The organism is Pseudonocardia sp. DSM 110487 (assembly GCF_019468565.1).
In the GTDB taxonomy this organism is placed as follows: Bacteria; Actinomycetota; Actinomycetes; order Mycobacteriales; family Pseudonocardiaceae; genus Pseudonocardia.
Window position 1 is genome coordinate 7,413,527 of record NZ_CP080521.1, and the last position, 16,797, is coordinate 7,430,323.

Consider the following 16,797-nt stretch of genomic DNA (forward strand, 5'->3'; position numbering starts at 1 on the left):
CGTGCGGCCGACGCGGGTCAGCGCACTGCGGTGTCCTCCCCGGCGGTGAGCCGCACGATCGGGGTGGGCGGGGCCGCAGCCGGAAGGTCGACCCGAAGCAGCGCGCCACCGCGTGCGGACCGGGCGACGGTGACCCGGCCGCCGTGGGCGTCGACGACCCGCTGCACGATCGACAGCCCCAGACCGGATCCCGGCAACGCCCGGGCGCTGTCGGCACGGTAGAACCGGTCGAACACCCGCGGCACGTCGGCGGCGTCGATGCCCGGCCCGGCGTCGTCGACCTCGAGCACCGCCGACGCGCCCTCGGCACGGAGCCGGACCTGGACCGACCGGTCCGCGGGGGACCACTTGCCGGCGTTGTCGATGAGGTTGAGCACCGCCCGCTGGAGCGCAGCGGGACGCCCGCTCACCCACACGGAGGTGAGGTCGAGCGCGATCTCGATGTCGGGCACGCGGGAACGCGCGCGGGTCGCGGCGGCCACCACGACGTCGGCGAGGTCGAGCAGCTCGGTGCTCTCGTCGTTGACGTCACCGCGCGCCAGGTCGGTCAGCTCGGCGGCAAGGGCGCTCAACTCGGCCACCTGGGCGCCGAGGTCGTTGAGCAGCCGGGTTCGGCTCTCCGCCGGCAGTGCGCTGTCCAGGGTGCCGCGCCGATCGAGCCGGATCAGCAGTTCGACGTTGAGGCGCAGGCTGGTGAGCGGGGTCTTGAGCTCGTGGGCGGCGTCCTCGGCGAGCAGCCGCTGGGCCTGACGGGAGTCCCGGAGCGCGGCGAGCATGTCGTTGATCGACCGGATCAGCCGCCGGATCTCGCCACCGCCCTCATCCGGGATGTCGGCGTCGAGATCCCGGGTGTGCGCGACACGGACCGCGGCGGCGGTCAGCCGGTCGATCGGTGCCAGCCCGGTCCGCGCCACGGTCCACCCGACAAGGGCGCCGCCGACCACGCAGAGCAGCCCGATCAGCAGCATGCCCAACCCGAACCGGTTGATCGGGCTGTCGTCGGCGACGCGGGCGGCCACCTGGACCGCGCCGTCGCCCGCCCGCAGCGTGTAGATGAGGTAGCCGTCCTCGTCGCTGTCGTTCGACTCCACCAGGTCGGCCGACGCGCCCTGTGCCACGCGCCCGGCGTGCTCGCCGACCGGGGGCAGCGCGGGTTGGCCGGCCGGTGTCCGGGTCGAGCCGTTGGGCAGGATGATCCGCACCAGCCGACCGGCTCCGGGATACGGCGGTAGCTGGACCTGCGCCAGACCGGCGCGCTCCGCGCTCGTCGCCAGGACGCGGGAGTCGGCGCGCAGCTGATCCTCGACGGTGTCCTGCAGCTCCGAGTCCAGCAGCTCGATGGCCACCTGCAAGGCCACGAACACGCTGACCGCGATGGCCGTCGCCGCGATGACCGTCAGCCTGGTCCGCAGGGACCGCCTGCGCCACCATCGGGCCAGCCGTCGCAAGCCCCAGCCGGCGGCGCCCCAGCTCACGGAGGAGGCTCCCGCAACGTGTACCCCAGGCCGCGCAGCGTGTAGATCAATCGCGGCTCCCCCTCGGCCTCCATCTTGCGGCGCAGGTAGCTCACGTACACCTGGAGGTTGTTGGAGGTGGTACTCATGTCGAAGCCCCAGATCGCCTCGAACAGCACGTCGCGGGTCAGCACCCGGGTCGCGTCGCGCATCAGGACCTGCAGCAGGGAGAACTCGGTCCGGGTCAGGTGCAGTGGCCGCCCGCCCCGCCACGCCTCGAACCTGTCGGGATCGACCCGGACGTCGGCGAACGAGAGGATCTGCGACTCGTCGTCGCCCGGCGTGCGCCGGCGCAGCAGGGCCCGCACCCGGGCCAGCAACTCCTCGGTGGCGAACGGCTTGGGCAAGTAGTCGTCGGCGCCCGCGTCCAGCCCCGCGACCCGGTCGGAGACCTGATCCCGGGCGGTCAGCATCAGCACCGGCAGATCCCGACCCGCCGCCCGCAACCGCCGGCAAGTCTCCAACCCACCGAGGCGGGGCATCATCACGTCGAGGATCAGCAGATCCGGCGCGTCGCCCCCGACCCCGTCGAGCACGGCGAGACCGTTGGCGACGGTGCTGGTGTCGTAACCCTCGACCTGGAGCACCCGCTCCAGCGACTCACGGATGGCCGTCTCGTCATCCGCGATCATGATCCGCACGCCGGCCCGCCCCTCCGATCGATGCTTTTGCCGCTCATCGTCCCCGATCAACCTGAGGCCAGGGTTAGAGCGTCGCCGCAGTTCGTCATCTCGATGGGGATCCTGCTGACCGACCCGGCGAAGGTTCCGAACTTCGCCCTGCCGGAAGGTGGAAACCAGACCCTCACCGACATCCTGGCGGCCGACATCGGTGATCGCCTGCGCCTGAACTCACCGGCGAAGTCCGTCGAATGGACCCACGACGGCGTCGTCGTGGACTACGAGGACGACAACGGACCGGCGCGGATCCGGTCCCGCCGTGCGGTCGTGGCCGTCCCCGGGATGTGGCCGTGAAGATCGTGCCCGGCCTGCCGCCCGCGTACCGGGCGGCGTTCGACGACATCCACTACGGCCGGTACGTGGTCGTGGGATTCTTCACCCACGAATATGGGCCGCAGCGCGGTGGGACGACATCGCCGTGTCGACGCCCCGAATGTCGTTCCAAGCGATGTTCAACCACGCCGCGGCCCTGCGCGGTCCTGGCCCGCGGAAGCGCGGCTGTTCGAGCTCACCGACGCCGAGATCGTCTCCCGGTTCACCGCAGACCTCGTCACGCTCCATCCCGAGCTCGAGGGAAAGCTCGGCAAAACATTCGTGCGACGTCACCCTCGGGTCATGCCGTTCTGGGCGCCCGGCGGACGCGCGTCCCTGCCGAGGCTGCGCGACCACCTCGGCCCGGTCCACCTGGCGGGCGAACTACCAGCTGGAGATGCCGTCCCTCGCCGACGCGGCCGCCTCGGGTGAGCACGCCGCGCAGCAGGTTCTGGCGAGCCTGTCGCGCCACGGCCAACTTCCGGGGACGTCAATCGCCGATGCAAGTATGAGCTGACGCTCATCACGCTTCTCGGCACCGAGCGCTGCCGCGGCCCGGCGTGAGGCTGCGGGAGGAACTGGAGCTCGAGTACGGGATCAAGATGCCATCGACGGCCAACCGCTACTCGGTCGACCCGATGGCGATCCTGACCCGATCGAATCCTGGAGATCTCGGCCAAGAAGGTGATCAGCCCGGCCGTGTCGCCCACGATCAAGAACGGGTTGAGCAAGGCTCGGGCGGCACCCACGGCGCCCCAGTCAGCTCAGCGAGAGGCGTGTGGTTAGTGCGCAACTCCCCCCTCGGACACAAGATCACGCTCCTGACCAGCGTATTTCATGCGCGTCGCACAACCCCTACTGTGTATGCCCTGGTCACCGGCGTGGGGATTCAAATACCACTGGGACACGCCCGCCCGGGCGCACGAGGCCGGTGCGGCTGCTTCTCGGCGGTTCGGTCGCGCACGAGCTGTTCGATCGCCCGAGCCGCATCGACCGGATCCTCGTGCTCCCAGATCCTGACGGCCAGCCAGCCCGCAGCGACGAGTTGGGTGTCGCGGTCGCGGCGGGCGATGCCGCGGAACTTCAGGCGACACCAGCTGGTATTGGTCTTGGGCAGATGACTGTGGTCAGGGCAGGAGTGCCAGAAGCAGCCGTCGACGAACACCGCGATCCGCCCACTCGTAGCAGGATGTCTACGCGCCGACGCCGGTTCCCGCCCGGCACGGGCCGGTCGACGACGAACCCCAAGCCGCGCCCGTGCAGGGCGCGGCGCAACGCCAGTTCCGGCCGCGTGCCGGATCTCCTGGTCCGGCGCATCACCCGTGAAGTCGCGGGCGACGACGCGGGTGGGACCGGGCGGGGGTCGAGGTGCTTGTCCACGGCACCAGCGCCCTGCCGCCGTGGCGGCGCGCTCGCGCTGCGCCCGATCGACCTCGACCAGTGCCTGATCTCGCTCGGCGAGAAGGGCGAAACCACACGATCACAGCCGGTCTCCCCCACGCTGATGAGCCACTTGGTTGCCCACGCCAGGAAACGCGGGGCGGACGCGACACCGATCGGCCCGTTCCTGCGGTACCGATCCGGGGTCGTGGCGTGCCTCCGTCCGGATCGGTGTTCGTCGACGACGGTGACGTGCAGGTCGTGCGAGGTGCCTGTACACCACACCGGAGTCCCGGATGGACCAGGCGCCTCATTAAGCCGCGACGCTCCTCGCGTCGGACGCCGCCGTCAACCGGCTCAGCGGACGAGTCAGGCGAAGTCAGGGATCGCCACGCGCACGCCGCCACGCATCGCCGACTCGTGGGCGCAGATCCCGACCGCGGTCCAGTTGGCTGCGGTGACGGCGTCGATCGCCGCCGGCCGCTCCTCGACGATGCTGCGGACGAACTCGTGCACGAGGTGCGGGTGTGAACCGCCGTGGCCGCTGCCCTGGATGAACGACAGGTGCTGGTTGTCGTCGTCGTAGACACCCCCGGTGGTGAAGCGGGCGATCTCGACCGGCAACCGGTGCGCGAAGTCGGGCACCTCGACCCGCTTCGGATGCGCACCGACGTGGAGCACGTGCCCTGCGCCCTGGGTCTGCTCCCATTCGAAACTCGCACGGTCGCCGAACACCGTGAAACTCTCGACGTACCCGCGTGCCGTCTCGAACAGCGACCTGGCCACCTCCGCGCGGGCGACCGAGTCGCGCAGCGTGATCAGCGCGCTCTCGACGGCGAACGGCGACCCGTAGCGCCCGGCGAGATCATCGGAGATGCGGCCCGATCCCTCGCAGACGACGCTCTCCGCGAGCGCCCCGCCGAGCGTCAGCACCGGGCTGACGGCATGGGTCGCGTAGTGCATCGGAGGAAGTCCCTCCCAGTAGCCCGGCCACCCCGCCATCTCCTGGTGGTGGGCCCCGCGGAGGAACTGGATCCGGCCGATGGTGCCTTCGTCGACGAGGTCCCGCACGTGCAGGAACTCCCGTGAGTAGACGACGGTCTCCATCATCATGTAGTTCCGACCGGCCTCCCGCGCGGCCGCCACGATGGCGTGGCACTTCTCGAGGGTCGTCGCCATCGGCACCGTGCAGGCGACGTGCTTCCCGGCCCGGAGTGCCGCGATGCTCTGTGCGGCGTGGTCCGGGATCGGGGTGTTGATGTGGACCGCGTCGACGTCCGGATCCTTCAGGAGGGCATCGAAGCTCGCGTAGCGGCCGGGGACGTCGAAGCGATCGGCGATCTCGCGCAGCGAGTCCTCGTTGCGCCGGCAGACCGCGACCAGCTCGGCGTCGGGGTGGGCTTGGTAGATCGGGATGAACTCGGCCCCGAAGCCCAGACCGGCGAGGGCGACATGGATTCTTCGCGTCATCGTTGAGCAACCTCCCGCCGGTCAAGCTAGGAGCATCTGCGCCACTCCTCGATGCGCGATCCAGCATCGATCATTAGATTTCCTACCTATCGCTCCTCGGCACGCGGCCGCGGCTCCGGAACTCCTGCCGGGAGATAGCGCCGGTGGCGGCGCGGCGGTAGGCACCCGGGGATGTGCCGGTGTGCTGCTTGAACATCACGCTCATGTACTCCGAGTGGCTGAAGCCGAGCCGCTCGGCGATCTGGGGCAGTGTCCAGTCCGTCGAGGTCAGCAGCTCGGCGACATGGGCGACCCGGGCGTGCACGATCTCGCCGTGGACGGTCCGCCCGACGATCTTGACGAACCGGGCGTCGAGGGCCCGCCGGGACAGCCCGACGTGCCGGAGCACGGCCGCAACGGTCGGTGCGCTGTCCGACCGGTCACGGATGAAGCGAAGCGCGGCGGCGACCAGCGGGTCCTCGACGGAGAAGATGTCCGAGGACTGCCGCGTGACCATCCGGAGCGGCTCGATAGGCCGTTTTCCCGGCTCGAGGATGTGGCCCGCCATCATCGCGTCGAGGATCTCCGCGGCGAGGTACCCGGTTCGCATCGTATCGGGCTGAATGCTGGACAGCGGCGGCGACGTGAGGTTGCAGAACAGCTCGTCGTTGTCGACGCCGACCACGGCGACCTCGTCGGGCATCCGGAGACCCGCGATCTTGCACGCCTCGAGCACCTCCAGGCCGGCGATGTCGTAGCAGGCGAGCACCCCGACGGGACGGGGGAGCCCGCGCAGCCATCTCGCGAGCCGCTCCCGGTCGTGGGAGCGCATCCCGGACGGCTCGAGCGTGAACTCGTGGGGGACGGCGTCGCGCCGGTCCGCGTGATCGGCGAACGCCGCGGCCCTGGCGACCGACCAGCCGAACCGCTGGTCACCGCAGAAGGCCATCTGCCGCAGGCCGCGCTCCGCGAAGTGCTCGACCGCCCAGCGAGCGATTGTGTCGTCATCGGTCTCGACGCACGGCAGCTCGGGTGCGAGGCCCTTCGCGCTCAGGTCCACCGTCGGCAGGCCCAGCTCGCGGATGAACCGTGCGGTCTCCTCGTTCTCGATCCGGGCGAGGACCCCATGGCCGTTCCAGCCCCGAAGCCACGAGAAGTCGGTCTCGTGGCGGCTGTGTTCGGCGAGGTAGAACGACCACCGCGGGCGCTCCGCCGCGAACCTGCGGATGCCCGCCAGCACCCCGCGTGCGTAGGCGTTGGACGTCTCGACGATCAGTGCCACATGCCGCGTCGGTGAGGAAAATGGCATGTAGGAAATCTAATGATCGATGCCGGATCACGCATGGAGGCGGTCATGGGGGCCTCCTAGCCTGCTTGCGGGGGAGGTCGCTCAATGGTGATGCGAAAGATCGAACTCGCGCCGACCAGCGCCGGATTCGAGCTCTGCTCTCCGGTGCGGGGGACGGCGTGAGCACGCAGATCGGTGTCAACGCCTGGGTATGGGCCTCGCCGTGCGACGACAAGACTGTCTCCGAGCTCGCCCCGCAGGTCGCGCAGTGGGGGTTCGACGTGCTGGAGCTGCCGCTCGAGCAGCCGGGTGACTGGGATCCCGCGCAGACCGCGATCGTGCTCGGCGACCTCGGGCTCGGCGCCACCGTCTGCGTGGCGATGTCGCCGGGCCGGGAGCTGGTGTCCGCCGACGCGGCCACCGTCCGCGCCACCCAGGACTACCTGCGCGGCACCCTGGACGCGGCGGCCCAGATCGGTGCGCCGGTCGTCGCCGGGCCGGCCTACACCTCGGTCGGCCGCACCTGGCGGATGTCGGACGCCGAACGCGCCGCCGCGTACGCGCAGTTCCGGGAGAACATGGCGGCGGTGGTGGAGCACGCGTCGGACGTGGGTGTGCGGATCGGGGTCGAGCCGCTGAACCGGTACGAGACCAGCCTGCTCAACACCGTGGACCAGACCCTCGAAGCCCTCGACGGGCTGCCGGCCGAACACATCGGGCTCGCGCTGGACACCTATCACCTCAACATCGAGGAACGCGACCCGGCCGCGGCGACACGCCGGGCGGCGGGACGGATCATGCATGTCCAGGTGTGCGCGAACGACCGCGGGACGCCGGGTGCCGACCACCTGGACTGGCCGGCCTTCCTGTCCGCGCTGGACGCGGCCGGCTATGCCGGGCCGCTGGTCATCGAGTCGTTCACCGCGGAGAACGAGTCGATCGCCACCGCCGCGTCGATCTGGCGCCCGCTCGCCCGTACCCAGGACGCCCTGGCCACCGACGGCCTGGCCTTCCTCCGCGGGATCACCGACGCCTGACCCGTTCCGAGTCGCATCCCGCACGACCAGTGCAGTACCACGTTCGCGGCATTGAGTGCATCACGGCGAAATACTGACGATGGCGGGTGACGATGGACGCGTTGCTGCGGAATGCTCCTGACGAGTCGCGACAGGATCCGACGGGTACGGCGAGCGCAGACATCGGTTCGGTGGTCCGGTGACCGCGGCAACCAGCGGCACGGAGTTACCCCCGTCCGCGCGCGACCGATGGGCCGGCATGCGTCGTCCGCCGACGCTCGGCGCTGCCGCCGCGTTCGTCGCACTGGCGTTGTGGGTGGCGTTCTTCGCGGACGCCACTCCGGCCGGGTCGATGGCGGCGAATCCGGGGAACTTCGTCGTGACGGCACTCGACGCCGTCACCTTCGCCGGGTTGCTGTTCGTCGCCGGGTCCGGTTTCACGTTGATCTTCGGCCTGATGCGCACGGTCAACATGGCACACGGCTCGCTGTTCCTGCTCGCCGCGTACATCGCGGTCCGGGTGCAGCAGGCGATGGTGGGCCGGACGCGCAACATCGAGCCCGCGGACGTCGGCCTGCTCGACTGGTTGGTCCCCATGATCGCGGGTGCGACCGTCGCCGCCGTGCTCGGCCTGCTCATCCAACAGGTCTTCCTCCAGTGGAACGAAGGACAGGAGCTCCGGCAGGCCCTGATCACGCTGGCGATCACCGTCGTGCTGGCCGACCAGATGCTGCGTGAGTTCGGCGGCCTGGCGCAACGGATGGTCTGGCCGGGGGCCGTGACGTACTTCTTCTCGGTCTTCGGCGAGAGGTACGCGGTGTCCCGCCTGTTCATGCTCGGTGTCGCGGTGCTCGTCGGGGCGCTGTTGTGGCTGTGGCTGAGCAGAACCCGCATGGGCATGGTGATCCGCGCGGGCGTGGACGACCGGCAGATGGTGCGCGCGTTGGGCATCAACATCAGGCTGGTGTTCGCCGTGACGTTCTTCGTCGGGTCGTTCCTCGCGGGCCTCGGAGGGGTGCTCGGGGCGTCGTTCGCCGGGGCGGCACCCGGAATCGACGGCAGCTGGCTGCTCAACTCGCTCGTCGTGGTGATCATCGGAGGAATGGGCTCCCTGAAAGGGGCCGCTGCGGGTTCCCTCCTGTACGGGACCGTCGTGGCGTTCTCTCCCGCATACCTGCCCAGCGACTACTCGTACTACGCCATCATCGTCACCTTCGCCCTGCTCGCGATGGTGCTGGCGATCCGGCCCTACGGGCTGTACGGGAGGCCGGCATGAGCGCCCGCGCACTGCTGACGCGAGGCAACCTCGCCTTCGCCCTGCTGATGGTCGTCCTGTTCGTCATCCCCACGGTCGCTTCCACGTTCTTCATCAACTTCGTGATGACGCAGACCATGATTCTCGGGATGGCGGCGGCGACGATCGTGTTCCTGGCCAAGTACGGCGGGATGACCTCGTTGGCGCAGCTCCTGTTGTTCGGGGTGGCCGGGTTCATGTTCGGCAACGCGGCACTCGAGGTCGGGGCCCGCGGCCTGAACCTCGGGTGGGGCCCGTGGGCGGCGATCACCTTCGCGATCGCCGTGACCACGGCGGTCGCGTTCGTGCTGGGCGCGGTCGCCGCCCGGACCACCGGGATCTACTTCCTCATGCTCACGCTGGTGTACGCGGTGATCGGCAACTTCGTGTTCGCCCAGATCGTCGACATCTCCGGGCCGAGTGGCATCACGAGCGTTCCCCGCCCGGCGTTCGTCGGCTCCCCGTTGAGCCTGTACTACGTGGGCGTCGTGCTCTCGGCGATCGTCTACCTGGGTTTTCGCGTGGTGGGCAGGACCGCGTTCGGCCTGGCGCTCCAGGGCGTGCGTGACGATCCCGTGCGCATGGCCTCGCTCGGTTTCAACGTTCCGCTCCACCGGACGCTCGCCTTCACCCTCGCCGGGTTCGTCGCCGGCCTCAGCGGCCTGCTGAACGTGTGGTGGAACGGGCAGATCGACCCGGCATCCATCTCGATCGGGCCCACGTTGATCCTGCTGATCATCGCCGTGATCGGTGGGGTGTCGTATTTCGAGGGCGCCTGGCTGGGCGCATTCGTGTACGTGCTGATCTTCACCTATCTCCGCGACCTTCCACTGGTGGACCAGATCGGGATCACCGAGGCCAGGTTCAACACCGTGATCGGGATCATCGTCCTGCTGATCATGGTGCTCTCCCCGGAAGGAGCTGCCGGAATAGCCGAGCGCATTCGTCGCCGACTCGGGGGACGCACGCGCACGGCGTCATCCACATCGACCAGCGGACCCCGGTCCACTGACCCGGACGAGAAGGAATCGGAGGTTCACGACGATGAGCCGAATCGAGCGACCGAAGGTGCGGGCGCTGTCCCTGGCAGTGGGTCTGGTGCTCTTGGCGGCGGGCTGCGGGGGCTATAGCGACAGTGGTGGGAGCGGCGCTCCTCCCGGCGCGGCACCGGCCGATGACGGAACCGTACGTCTGGGGATCCTCGGCGAGTGCGAAGGGCCGTTCGGCGGATTCCACGAGGACGTCGTCGCCGGTGCCACCTTCGCGATGGTGGAGCACGCCGGTGCCACGGTGAAGTCGCGGACGAGCGCGCTCGACGGGTTCACCGGCGCCCAGGTCGCCGGGACCCCGATCGAGCTGGTCGGCATCGGGTGTGGCGACGACACCGCGGACCGCATCCTCCAGGAGGTGCGGCGGCTCGTCGAGCAGCTCGGCGCCAACGTCATCATCGGGCCACTCTCGGGAGACGAGGGCATCGCCGTCGCCGAGTACGCCAAGTCCAACCCGGACCTGACGGTGTTCGCCGGCCTCGCCGGCTCTCAGGAAGCGACGCTGCAGGTACAGGCGCCGAACTTCTTCCGGTTCTACGGCGACGGGGCGATCTGGAACGCCGGTCTCGGCGACATCCAGTACAACAAGGAAGGCTGGCGGACCGTCGCGGTCATCGCGGACGACTACAGCTTCGGCCACACCTCTACCGCCGGGTTCATCGCGGACTTCTGCGCCGTCGGTGGCCAGGTCACCCATCGGGTCTTTCCTCCGCTCGGCACGACGGACTACTCGTCCTACATCGCGCAGCTCCCGGACCCGGACGAGGTCGACGGCTACTTCTGGGCTGTCGGTGGGACCGGGACGCAGGCGTCCCTCGAGGCGTTCGTCGACGCGAAGGGCAACCTGACCGGCGCGCAGCACACGGGGAACTTCTTCTTCAACCCCAACCTGGCGCAGGCACTCGGCACCGGCATCGCCGGGGCGTACGTCGGCGGGTTCGCCGCGTTGCCGGCCGACGTCCGCACGCCGCAGATCGACGAGTACCTGGCGAGCGCGGACGCGACCTGGGAGTCGCTGGCCGGAGCGCTCAGCAGCAACCAGCCGGCGCCGCCATCGGTGACCGCCGCATTCGGGTTCTTCTACGGCTACTACTCCGCAGGCGTGGCCCTGGCCCAGGGCCTCACGGCCGTCGACGGCAGCATCGCGGATCGCGCCGCCTTCCACGCCGCGATCTCCGATCTGACCCTCGACCTCCCCTACGGTGACGTCAGGCTGGACGAGAACCGCAGCGGGATCGTCGACGTGGGGATCTCCCGGCTCACCGTCAACGACACGGGCGAGGTCGTCCAGCAGACCGTGGCGATCGTGCCGGGCGTCGACCAGACCTTCGGTGGCACGTTCGGGCCCGACACCCCGTCGCCGTCCCGTGACTTCCCGCGGTGCGAGCGGCGTGACCTGCCGTGGACGGGCAAGGCGATTCCGGTCGTCGGCGGCGCGCCGCAGCGCTGATCATCGAGGAGGCTGTGGCCATGGCCGAGACCAGCGAGCCGACCGGTCCGGAACCGGCGATCCGGGTTCACTCCGTAACGGTGGCCTATGGGGGCCTGCTCGCCCTGCGCGGCATCGACCTGGAGGTCGCGCACGGCGAGCGGGTGGCGATCATCGGACCGAACGGGGCCGGCAAGTCCACGCTGTTCAACGTGATCGCCGGCGACATCGCGCCGACGCGCGGATCGGTGGTGATCAAGGGCCTGGACTGCACGTCGAGGCCCTCCCGGCACCGGCCTCGCCTGGGCGTGGCGCGCACCTACCAGAAGGCGCGGACGTTCGCCGGGCTGACGGTGCGGGACAACATCTACCTCGCTCTCGCCGGCCATCGACGCAGGCACCACTCGCTCTGGCGGTCCTCCGTCGATGATCGGATGAGAGTCGAGGCGGGCCGGGTCGCCGGTGCGGTCTGGCTCACCGACCAGCTCGACCGTCCTGCAGGCGAACTCGCGCACGGGCAGAAGCGGCAGCTGGAGCTCGGTATGGCGATCGCGGCTCGACCGGACGTCCTGCTGCTCGACGAACCGGCGTCGGGTCTGTCGCGCGGCGAACGCGAGCGCCTGGTGGAACTGCTCGAGTCCTCTGCCGCCGACGTGACGCTGCTGCTCATCGAGCACGACATGGACGTGGCGTTCCGGATCGCCCGGCGCGTCGTCGTGATGGCCGACGGGGAGACGGTGACCGTCGGTTCGCCTGCTGACGTCCAGAACAACCCCGATGTACACCGGATCTATCTCGGCGTGGAGGCGATGACGTGAGCGGTGCCCCCCTGCTCGAGGTCCGGGGACTCCGGGCCGGCTACGGAGCATCGCTGGTCCTCGACGACTTCAGCTTCGGCATGGGCGTCGAAGCCGTCGGGATCGTGGGCCGCAACGGCATGGGCAAGACCACGCTGTGCGACACCCTCGTCGGATTCCTGCCGCCCTCCGGGGGGCACGTTCTCCTTCGCGGGGAGCGCATCGACGGACTGACGCCGGAACGGGTCGCGAGGGCCGGGATGGCGTACGTCCCCCAGGGCCGTCGCCTGTTCCCGTCCCTCACCGTCGATGAGCATCTCGCCATGCTGGCCCGGGGAACCAGGAACAAGCGCTGGACGCCCGATGCCGTCTACGAGCTGTTCCCCCGGCTGGCGGAGCGGAGGAAACACGGTGGCGCCAACCTGTCGGGAGGCGAGCAGCAGATGCTGGCGGTCGGGCGTGCGCTGCTCCTGAACGCGCACCTGGTCGTGATGGACGAGCCGTCGGAAGGCCTGGCACCGACGATCGTCGACGTCCTGGTGGACGCCGTGCATCGCCTCGTCGCGGAAGGGGTGGCCGTCCTGGTGGTGGAGCAGAACCTGCGTGCAGCGGTCCGAATGGCCGGACGTCAGCTCGTCATGGTTTCCGGCCGCATCGAGGCGGAGTTCGGCGGTGACGAGCTGACGACCCGGCCCGACCTACAGCACCGCTACCTGGGCGTGGGAACTGTGCCTGCGCCTCACCCGAGACCGTAGCCGCGGGCTGCGGGACGCACGTCAACGCGTATCCACCGGAGAGAAGGAGCGAGCAATGGCCAGAGTGTTGGTCCTGACAGGCGACGCGGCAGAAGAACTCGACTCGATGTACCCCGTCTTCCGGTTGCGGGAAGGCGGCCATGAGGTCGTCGTGGCCGCTCCGAGCAGGCGGGCCGTCAAGCTGGTGATCCACGACTTCGAGCCCGGCTGGGACGCGTACACCGAGAAGCCCGGCCGCCAGCTGCCCGTGGACCACGCGTTCGCCGACGTGCGACCGGAGGACTACGACGCGCTGGTGATCCCCGGCGGCCGAGCGCCGGAGTACATCCGCACCGACCCGGACGTGGCCCGCATCGTGCGCCACTTCTTCGAGCGCGACCTCCCGGTGGGCACGATCTGCCACGGCCCGCAGGTGCCGGCCGCTCTGGGCCTGCTGCGCGGCCGCACCACGGCAGCATTCCCGCCGCTGAAGGCCGACATGGAGCAGGCCGGCGCAACGTTCGTGGACGCGCCGGACGTGGTCGACGGTTCGATGGTCTCGTGCCGCGGCTGGCCGGACCTGCCCGAGTGGTCGCGTGCGTTCATGCGCGTGCTAGGCGGCGCGCGCGTCCTGGCGTGATGCACATCCGCGGGTCGCGCGGTCGCCGGTGACGCGCCGACCCGCGGATGCGCTACTCGTCCGTGCGCGCCTCAACGTCTCGACTGACATCAAGATCGCCTACCACGACAAGATGCGCGAGGTGCTGGGAAACGACCCGAAGATGCGCGAGCCGAACGCCATCCAATCGAGGCCATGCGGGCGGTCGCCGCCCAGAAGTTCGAGCTGTTCGGCGCCGCCGGCAAGGGCTTGCTCTACTGACATGGCCGACCCGTCCCATGTCGTCCTGGGCCTCGGCGGTTGCGTCGACGAGTAGTTGACGCTCTCCGCGGACGTGCTGGAACAGCTGGTCACCGAACACGGCGTCCGTGCGGCGGAACACACGAAGTACTGAGTGGCAGCACTCGGCGTACGCGCCGGGCGCGTACGCCGCCGCCCTCGACACCGGCACCGTGCTGGCCGCCGCCCGCTGATGCCACGGTGACGACTTCACCGACGAGCACGTCGACCGCCTGCGCCGGCAACCACGTCGGCCAGAATCCGTCGCCTCGCGGCAGCGCTGTGCGAACAGATGGAGAACAGCGTCCGGTGTGTACCCGGCTTCGCGCTCGACGTCGCGCACCCCACCACCGTCGGGCTCGGCGACACGTTCGCCGGCGGCCTTCTCGCCGCACTCGCCAGGAAGGATCGCTGACGACCGTCGAGACAGTGCACGCAACCGGCCGAAACGTTCTACCGCGGCGCCCGCCGGGCCGCCGAGTTCCGCGCCCGTGCCGGTCTGCTCGACCGTCCCGAGGATCGGGCGGCTCACTGACCAGCCGGTCGAGCTCTACTCGGCCACCTATCCATGAGCGAGGCCACGCGCTGAAAGCGGCTGATGCACGCGAGTGTCCCGACCTAGCCTCCGACGTTCAGGGAAGGACGATGCGTGTGGTTAGTGCGCAACTCCCCCTCGGACACGTCCGTTAACCACACGCGGCGCGAGCAGGACCTCGACTGCTCGCCCGTGTGGTTCGTAGCGGAGTCCCAGACCGCGGCTCGCGGTACAGCCGTTCAAGGCTGCCGGCATCCGCGTCCTTCATCGCCGCGCCGACATCGCCGAGTGAGTCGATCATCGCGTAGACCTCGGCGTCGGTGATCAGACTCGGCGCAGGTGCGCCATCCACCTCGGCCCGCGCGGCCGCGCGCTGGGCTTGAGCCTCGTTGATCGGGTCGACAAGAGCACTCGGGTCGATCCCCGCAGCGATCGCGTCCTGGAACCGCCTTGACGGCTCTCCGCATCGGCGAGCCGCTTCCTCGCCGTGTTGTGCGTGCTCGGATTCGCGTCGCCGCCCTGAGACGCGACCAGGGCGGCCACAGTTCGCTTGACGTTGCCCTTCGAGAAGATGGACCCGATCCACGCGTTCAGCGGCACTACGATGTCGAACTCCCGCAGGTTGACCGTCCTGGGATGGCTGGCGAGAGCAGCGGAGCCGGGGCGAGCGTTCGAGCCAGACAGGGGCCGGCTCCGTCAGCGGCCGGACCGTACGATCCCCGCCCGGCCACGCGGCAGTAGGTCTCGCGCTTGCGAATCACCGCGCCTGCATCCGCCGGCCACACAGCGCGCATCGCACGAGACCGCGGAGGAGGTACGGAGGGTGCCGGTGGTCCGAGTCCACTCCAGCTTCCCGAGATTCCGGATACCGCCCCGCCCTACCCACTGCTAACGGCCCCTCCTGGAGACCGAGGGCGTCTCCGAACGCCGCGCCCCTGGCTCATTCGGATCTGTACCGGAGAAGCACCATGCCGCATCGAAACCCACGCGCTTCTATCAGCCGCATGGCAGGTATCGCCGTGCCATCTGAGAAAAGGCGCCGGCCGTGCCCGGCGACGGCGGGGTGGATGAACAGCCGATATTCATCGACAAGGCCGGCCGCGATCAAGGCGTGGACGAGGGTGATGCTGCCAGTGGTCACGATGTCCTTACCGGGTGCGCGCTTCAATGCCTGGACCTCGTCGAGCGCGTCGCCGGTCAACACCGTGGTGTTCTGCCACCGCGTGTCGCCCATCGATCCGGAGATCACATACTTGTGTACCTCATCGAGATACACCCTGGTGCCGGTCGTGTCGTCGGTTTGCCGCGGCCAGAACTCTCGCATGTCCTCAAATGTCCTGCGCCCGACGAGGAGGGCGTCGGCGGCCTCCCGCTGTTCCTTGATCGCCGCCTCGACGTCAGACAGATCGTAATCGCTTGAGCCGCGCGGGGAGAACCACTCTCCGGTCTCGATGACTCCGTCCAAGGTGATGCCTTCGTTGACGATCAGTTCTCTCATGCCCTGCTCCATTTCGTTGCGCCAGGCGCGTTCGCCCTGGCCGGTCGATCTATTTCGTCGCAGTACCGTCTCGGACTTGTCGGCCGGCGTCGCTCGGGAGAGTGGGGCGGTTCGCCACGGCCATCTCCCGCTCCCCGCTCACGCCGAGAAGTTGGGGTTCGCGCTGCGGGCGTACCGAGCGCGGCCCGCAGGTTCCTCCCAGTCCTCCTGCCGGCCGAGAGCGGTCAGATCGAGGAAGTAGTACGCGCCGCCGACCGTCTCGGTGCCGCGGGCGTAGAGGGAGTAGGTGTGGAAGACGTCGTCGTCGACGCGGAGGAAGCAGCTCAGGCCGTTCAACTCGAACGGCTGCGGACCCTGCAGGTACGACGCGGTGTTCGCTTGCTCGTGCTCGGCTCTGGTGCGGAAGTTGTACTCGGCCGGAGTGACCGACTCGTCGATCGTGACGTGGAAGTCGTAATTGAAGTCGCTGCCGAACGACGAGTACCAGGGGACGGTCCATCCCTTCTTGGCCCGATAGGCCTCGATCTTCCGGTAAGGCGCGCGCGAGACGTACGCGAACGACGTGCTGCGGGCCAGCAGGTGGCTGAGGTGGCCGGCGGAGAACTCGTCGGCGCCTGCCGAGCGGCTCGGGCACCCTTCGTCCCATTCGGGGTCGAACATGAAGTGGCCGACGATCAGCTGGGCGTGCCCGTCGAACAGGTCGAGCAGGCGGGCAGGCCCGGTGGGGCCCTCGAAGATGTAGTCGTTGGCGATCCTCACCATGGGAAGCCGCCGACGCTCGGCGTTGAGCTCGTCACGAGCTCTGGTCAGGGCCTTCTCCTTGATCAGAAGGGCCTTGCGGGCAGCGCGCCATTGCTCGCGGGACACGACCGGCGGAAGTGCTGCTGCTGTATCCGTCACGATCCAACGGTAGGAAGCTGCGGC

General features: G+C 69.3%; 16 protein-coding genes. 9 read left to right on the forward strand and 7 right to left on the reverse strand.

Annotated elements, in window-relative coordinates; translation table 11 throughout:
* Positions 1-17: 17 nt before the first annotated feature.
* Positions 18-1,475 (reverse strand): HAMP domain-containing sensor histidine kinase, encoded by a 1,458-nt coding sequence (locus tag K1T35_RS34695; RefSeq protein ID WP_220255971.1) that lies wholly within the window; start codon positions 1,473-1,475, stop codon positions 18-20.
* The gene (locus K1T35_RS34700; RefSeq protein WP_304940832.1) at positions 1,472-2,155 is read right to left on the reverse strand and encodes a response regulator transcription factor; all 684 of its coding nucleotides are present in this window, start codon (positions 2,153-2,155) and stop codon (positions 1,472-1,474) included. The genes K1T35_RS34695 and K1T35_RS34700 overlap by 4 nt, the downstream gene beginning before the upstream one ends.
* A 21-nt stretch (positions 2,156-2,176) precedes the next feature.
* On the opposite strand from K1T35_RS34700, the gene K1T35_RS49295 reads away from it, so the two are divergent.
* A complete protein-coding gene (locus K1T35_RS49295; protein WP_255621056.1) occupies positions 2,177-2,488 on the forward strand; it encodes an FAD-dependent oxidoreductase in 312 nt (103 codons plus the stop codon).
* A 907-nt stretch (positions 2,489-3,395) separates the two neighbouring features.
* Here the strand turns inward: K1T35_RS49295 and K1T35_RS49300 are convergent.
* The 3 genes from K1T35_RS49300 to K1T35_RS34720 form a co-directional block, all read right to left on the reverse strand.
* Positions 3,396-3,671 (reverse strand): very short patch repair endonuclease, encoded by a 276-nt coding sequence (locus K1T35_RS49300; RefSeq protein WP_255621057.1) that lies wholly within the window; start codon positions 3,669-3,671, stop codon positions 3,396-3,398.
* A 584-nt stretch (positions 3,672-4,255) separates the two neighbouring features.
* A complete protein-coding gene (locus K1T35_RS34715) occupies positions 4,256-5,356 on the reverse strand; it encodes a Gfo/Idh/MocA family protein (RefSeq protein WP_220255973.1) in 1,101 nt (366 codons plus the stop codon).
* Positions 5,357-5,438: 82 nt separating this feature from the next.
* Positions 5,439-6,644 carry a DNA-binding transcriptional regulator gene (locus K1T35_RS34720; RefSeq protein ID WP_220255974.1) on the reverse strand — a complete coding sequence of 402 codons (1,206 nt, stop codon included), beginning with the start codon at positions 6,642-6,644 and terminating at the stop codon, positions 5,439-5,441.
* Between the two features lie 158 nt (positions 6,645-6,802).
* On the opposite strand from K1T35_RS34720, the gene K1T35_RS34725 reads away from it, so the two are divergent.
* The 8 genes from K1T35_RS34725 (at position 6,803) to K1T35_RS49305 (ending at position 14,255) form a co-directional block, all read left to right on the forward strand.
* Complete coding sequence (locus K1T35_RS34725) at positions 6,803-7,660, forward strand: sugar phosphate isomerase/epimerase (protein ID WP_255621058.1); 858 nt, start codon at positions 6,803-6,805, stop codon at positions 7,658-7,660.
* A gap of 178 nt (positions 7,661-7,838) precedes the next feature.
* On the forward strand, positions 7,839-8,915 hold the full coding sequence (locus K1T35_RS34730; RefSeq protein WP_220255975.1) for a branched-chain amino acid ABC transporter permease: 1,077 nt from the start codon (positions 7,839-7,841) through the stop codon (positions 8,913-8,915).
* On the forward strand, positions 8,912-10,063 hold the full coding sequence (locus K1T35_RS34735; protein ID WP_220255976.1) for a branched-chain amino acid ABC transporter permease: 1,152 nt from the start codon (positions 8,912-8,914) through the stop codon (positions 10,061-10,063). The genes K1T35_RS34730 and K1T35_RS34735 overlap by 4 nt, the downstream gene beginning before the upstream one ends.
* Positions 9,978-11,432, forward strand: a complete 1,455-nt coding sequence (locus K1T35_RS34740) for an ABC transporter substrate-binding protein (protein ID WP_220255977.1) — start codon at positions 9,978-9,980, stop codon at positions 11,430-11,432. The genes K1T35_RS34735 and K1T35_RS34740 overlap by 86 nt, the downstream gene beginning before the upstream one ends.
* A 20-nt stretch (positions 11,433-11,452) precedes the next feature.
* Positions 11,453-12,229, forward strand: a complete 777-nt coding sequence (locus tag K1T35_RS34745) for an ABC transporter ATP-binding protein (protein ID WP_220263036.1) — start codon at positions 11,453-11,455, stop codon at positions 12,227-12,229.
* The gene (locus K1T35_RS34750; RefSeq protein WP_220255978.1) at positions 12,226-12,963 is read left to right on the forward strand and encodes an ABC transporter ATP-binding protein; all 738 of its coding nucleotides are present in this window, start codon (positions 12,226-12,228) and stop codon (positions 12,961-12,963) included. The genes K1T35_RS34745 and K1T35_RS34750 overlap by 4 nt, the downstream gene beginning before the upstream one ends.
* A 55-nt stretch (positions 12,964-13,018) precedes the next feature.
* The gene (locus K1T35_RS34755; protein WP_220255979.1) at positions 13,019-13,582 is read left to right on the forward strand and encodes a DJ-1/PfpI family protein; all 564 of its coding nucleotides are present in this window, start codon (positions 13,019-13,021) and stop codon (positions 13,580-13,582) included.
* 550 nt (positions 13,583-14,132) lie between these two features.
* On the forward strand, positions 14,133-14,255 hold the full coding sequence (locus K1T35_RS49305) for a hypothetical protein (protein ID WP_255621059.1): 123 nt from the start codon (positions 14,133-14,135) through the stop codon (positions 14,253-14,255).
* Between the two features lie 1,060 nt (positions 14,256-15,315).
* Here the strand turns inward: K1T35_RS49305 and K1T35_RS34760 are convergent.
* Positions 15,316-15,873, reverse strand: coding sequence for a dihydrofolate reductase family protein (locus K1T35_RS34760; RefSeq protein WP_220255980.1), 558 nt, complete (start codon positions 15,871-15,873; stop codon positions 15,316-15,318).
* A gap of 138 nt (positions 15,874-16,011) precedes the next feature.
* Positions 16,012-16,773 (reverse strand): DUF899 domain-containing protein, encoded by a 762-nt coding sequence (locus tag K1T35_RS34765; protein WP_255621060.1) that lies wholly within the window; start codon positions 16,771-16,773, stop codon positions 16,012-16,014.
* Positions 16,774-16,797 lie beyond the last annotated feature (24 nt).

What these genes read in the sequence shown, in the direction of transcription:
- K1T35_RS49295 (WP_255621056.1), top strand. Translation starts at nt 2,177, where the DNA reads ATGCTTTTGCCGCTCATCGTCCCCGATCAACCTGAGGCCAGGGTTAGA.
- K1T35_RS34715 (WP_220255973.1), bottom strand. Translation starts at nt 5,356, where the DNA reads ATGACGCGAAGAATCCATGTCGCCCTCGCCGGTCTGGGCTTCGGGGCC.
- K1T35_RS34720 (WP_220255974.1), bottom strand. Translation starts at nt 6,644, where the DNA reads ATGCCATTTTCCTCACCGACGCGGCATGTGGCACTGATCGTCGAGACG.
- K1T35_RS34735 (WP_220255976.1), top strand. Translation starts at nt 8,912, where the DNA reads ATGAGCGCCCGCGCACTGCTGACGCGAGGCAACCTCGCCTTCGCCCTG.
- K1T35_RS34740 (WP_220255977.1), top strand. Translation starts at nt 9,978, where the DNA reads ATGAGCCGAATCGAGCGACCGAAGGTGCGGGCGCTGTCCCTGGCAGTG.
- K1T35_RS34745 (WP_220263036.1), top strand. Translation starts at nt 11,453, where the DNA reads ATGGCCGAGACCAGCGAGCCGACCGGTCCGGAACCGGCGATCCGGGTT.
- K1T35_RS34755 (WP_220255979.1), top strand. Translation starts at nt 13,019, where the DNA reads ATGGCCAGAGTGTTGGTCCTGACAGGCGACGCGGCAGAAGAACTCGAC.
- K1T35_RS49305 (WP_255621059.1), top strand. Translation starts at nt 14,133, where the DNA reads ATGGAGAACAGCGTCCGGTGTGTACCCGGCTTCGCGCTCGACGTCGCG.
- K1T35_RS34760 (WP_220255980.1), bottom strand. Translation starts at nt 15,873, where the DNA reads ATGAGAGAACTGATCGTCAACGAAGGCATCACCTTGGACGGAGTCATC.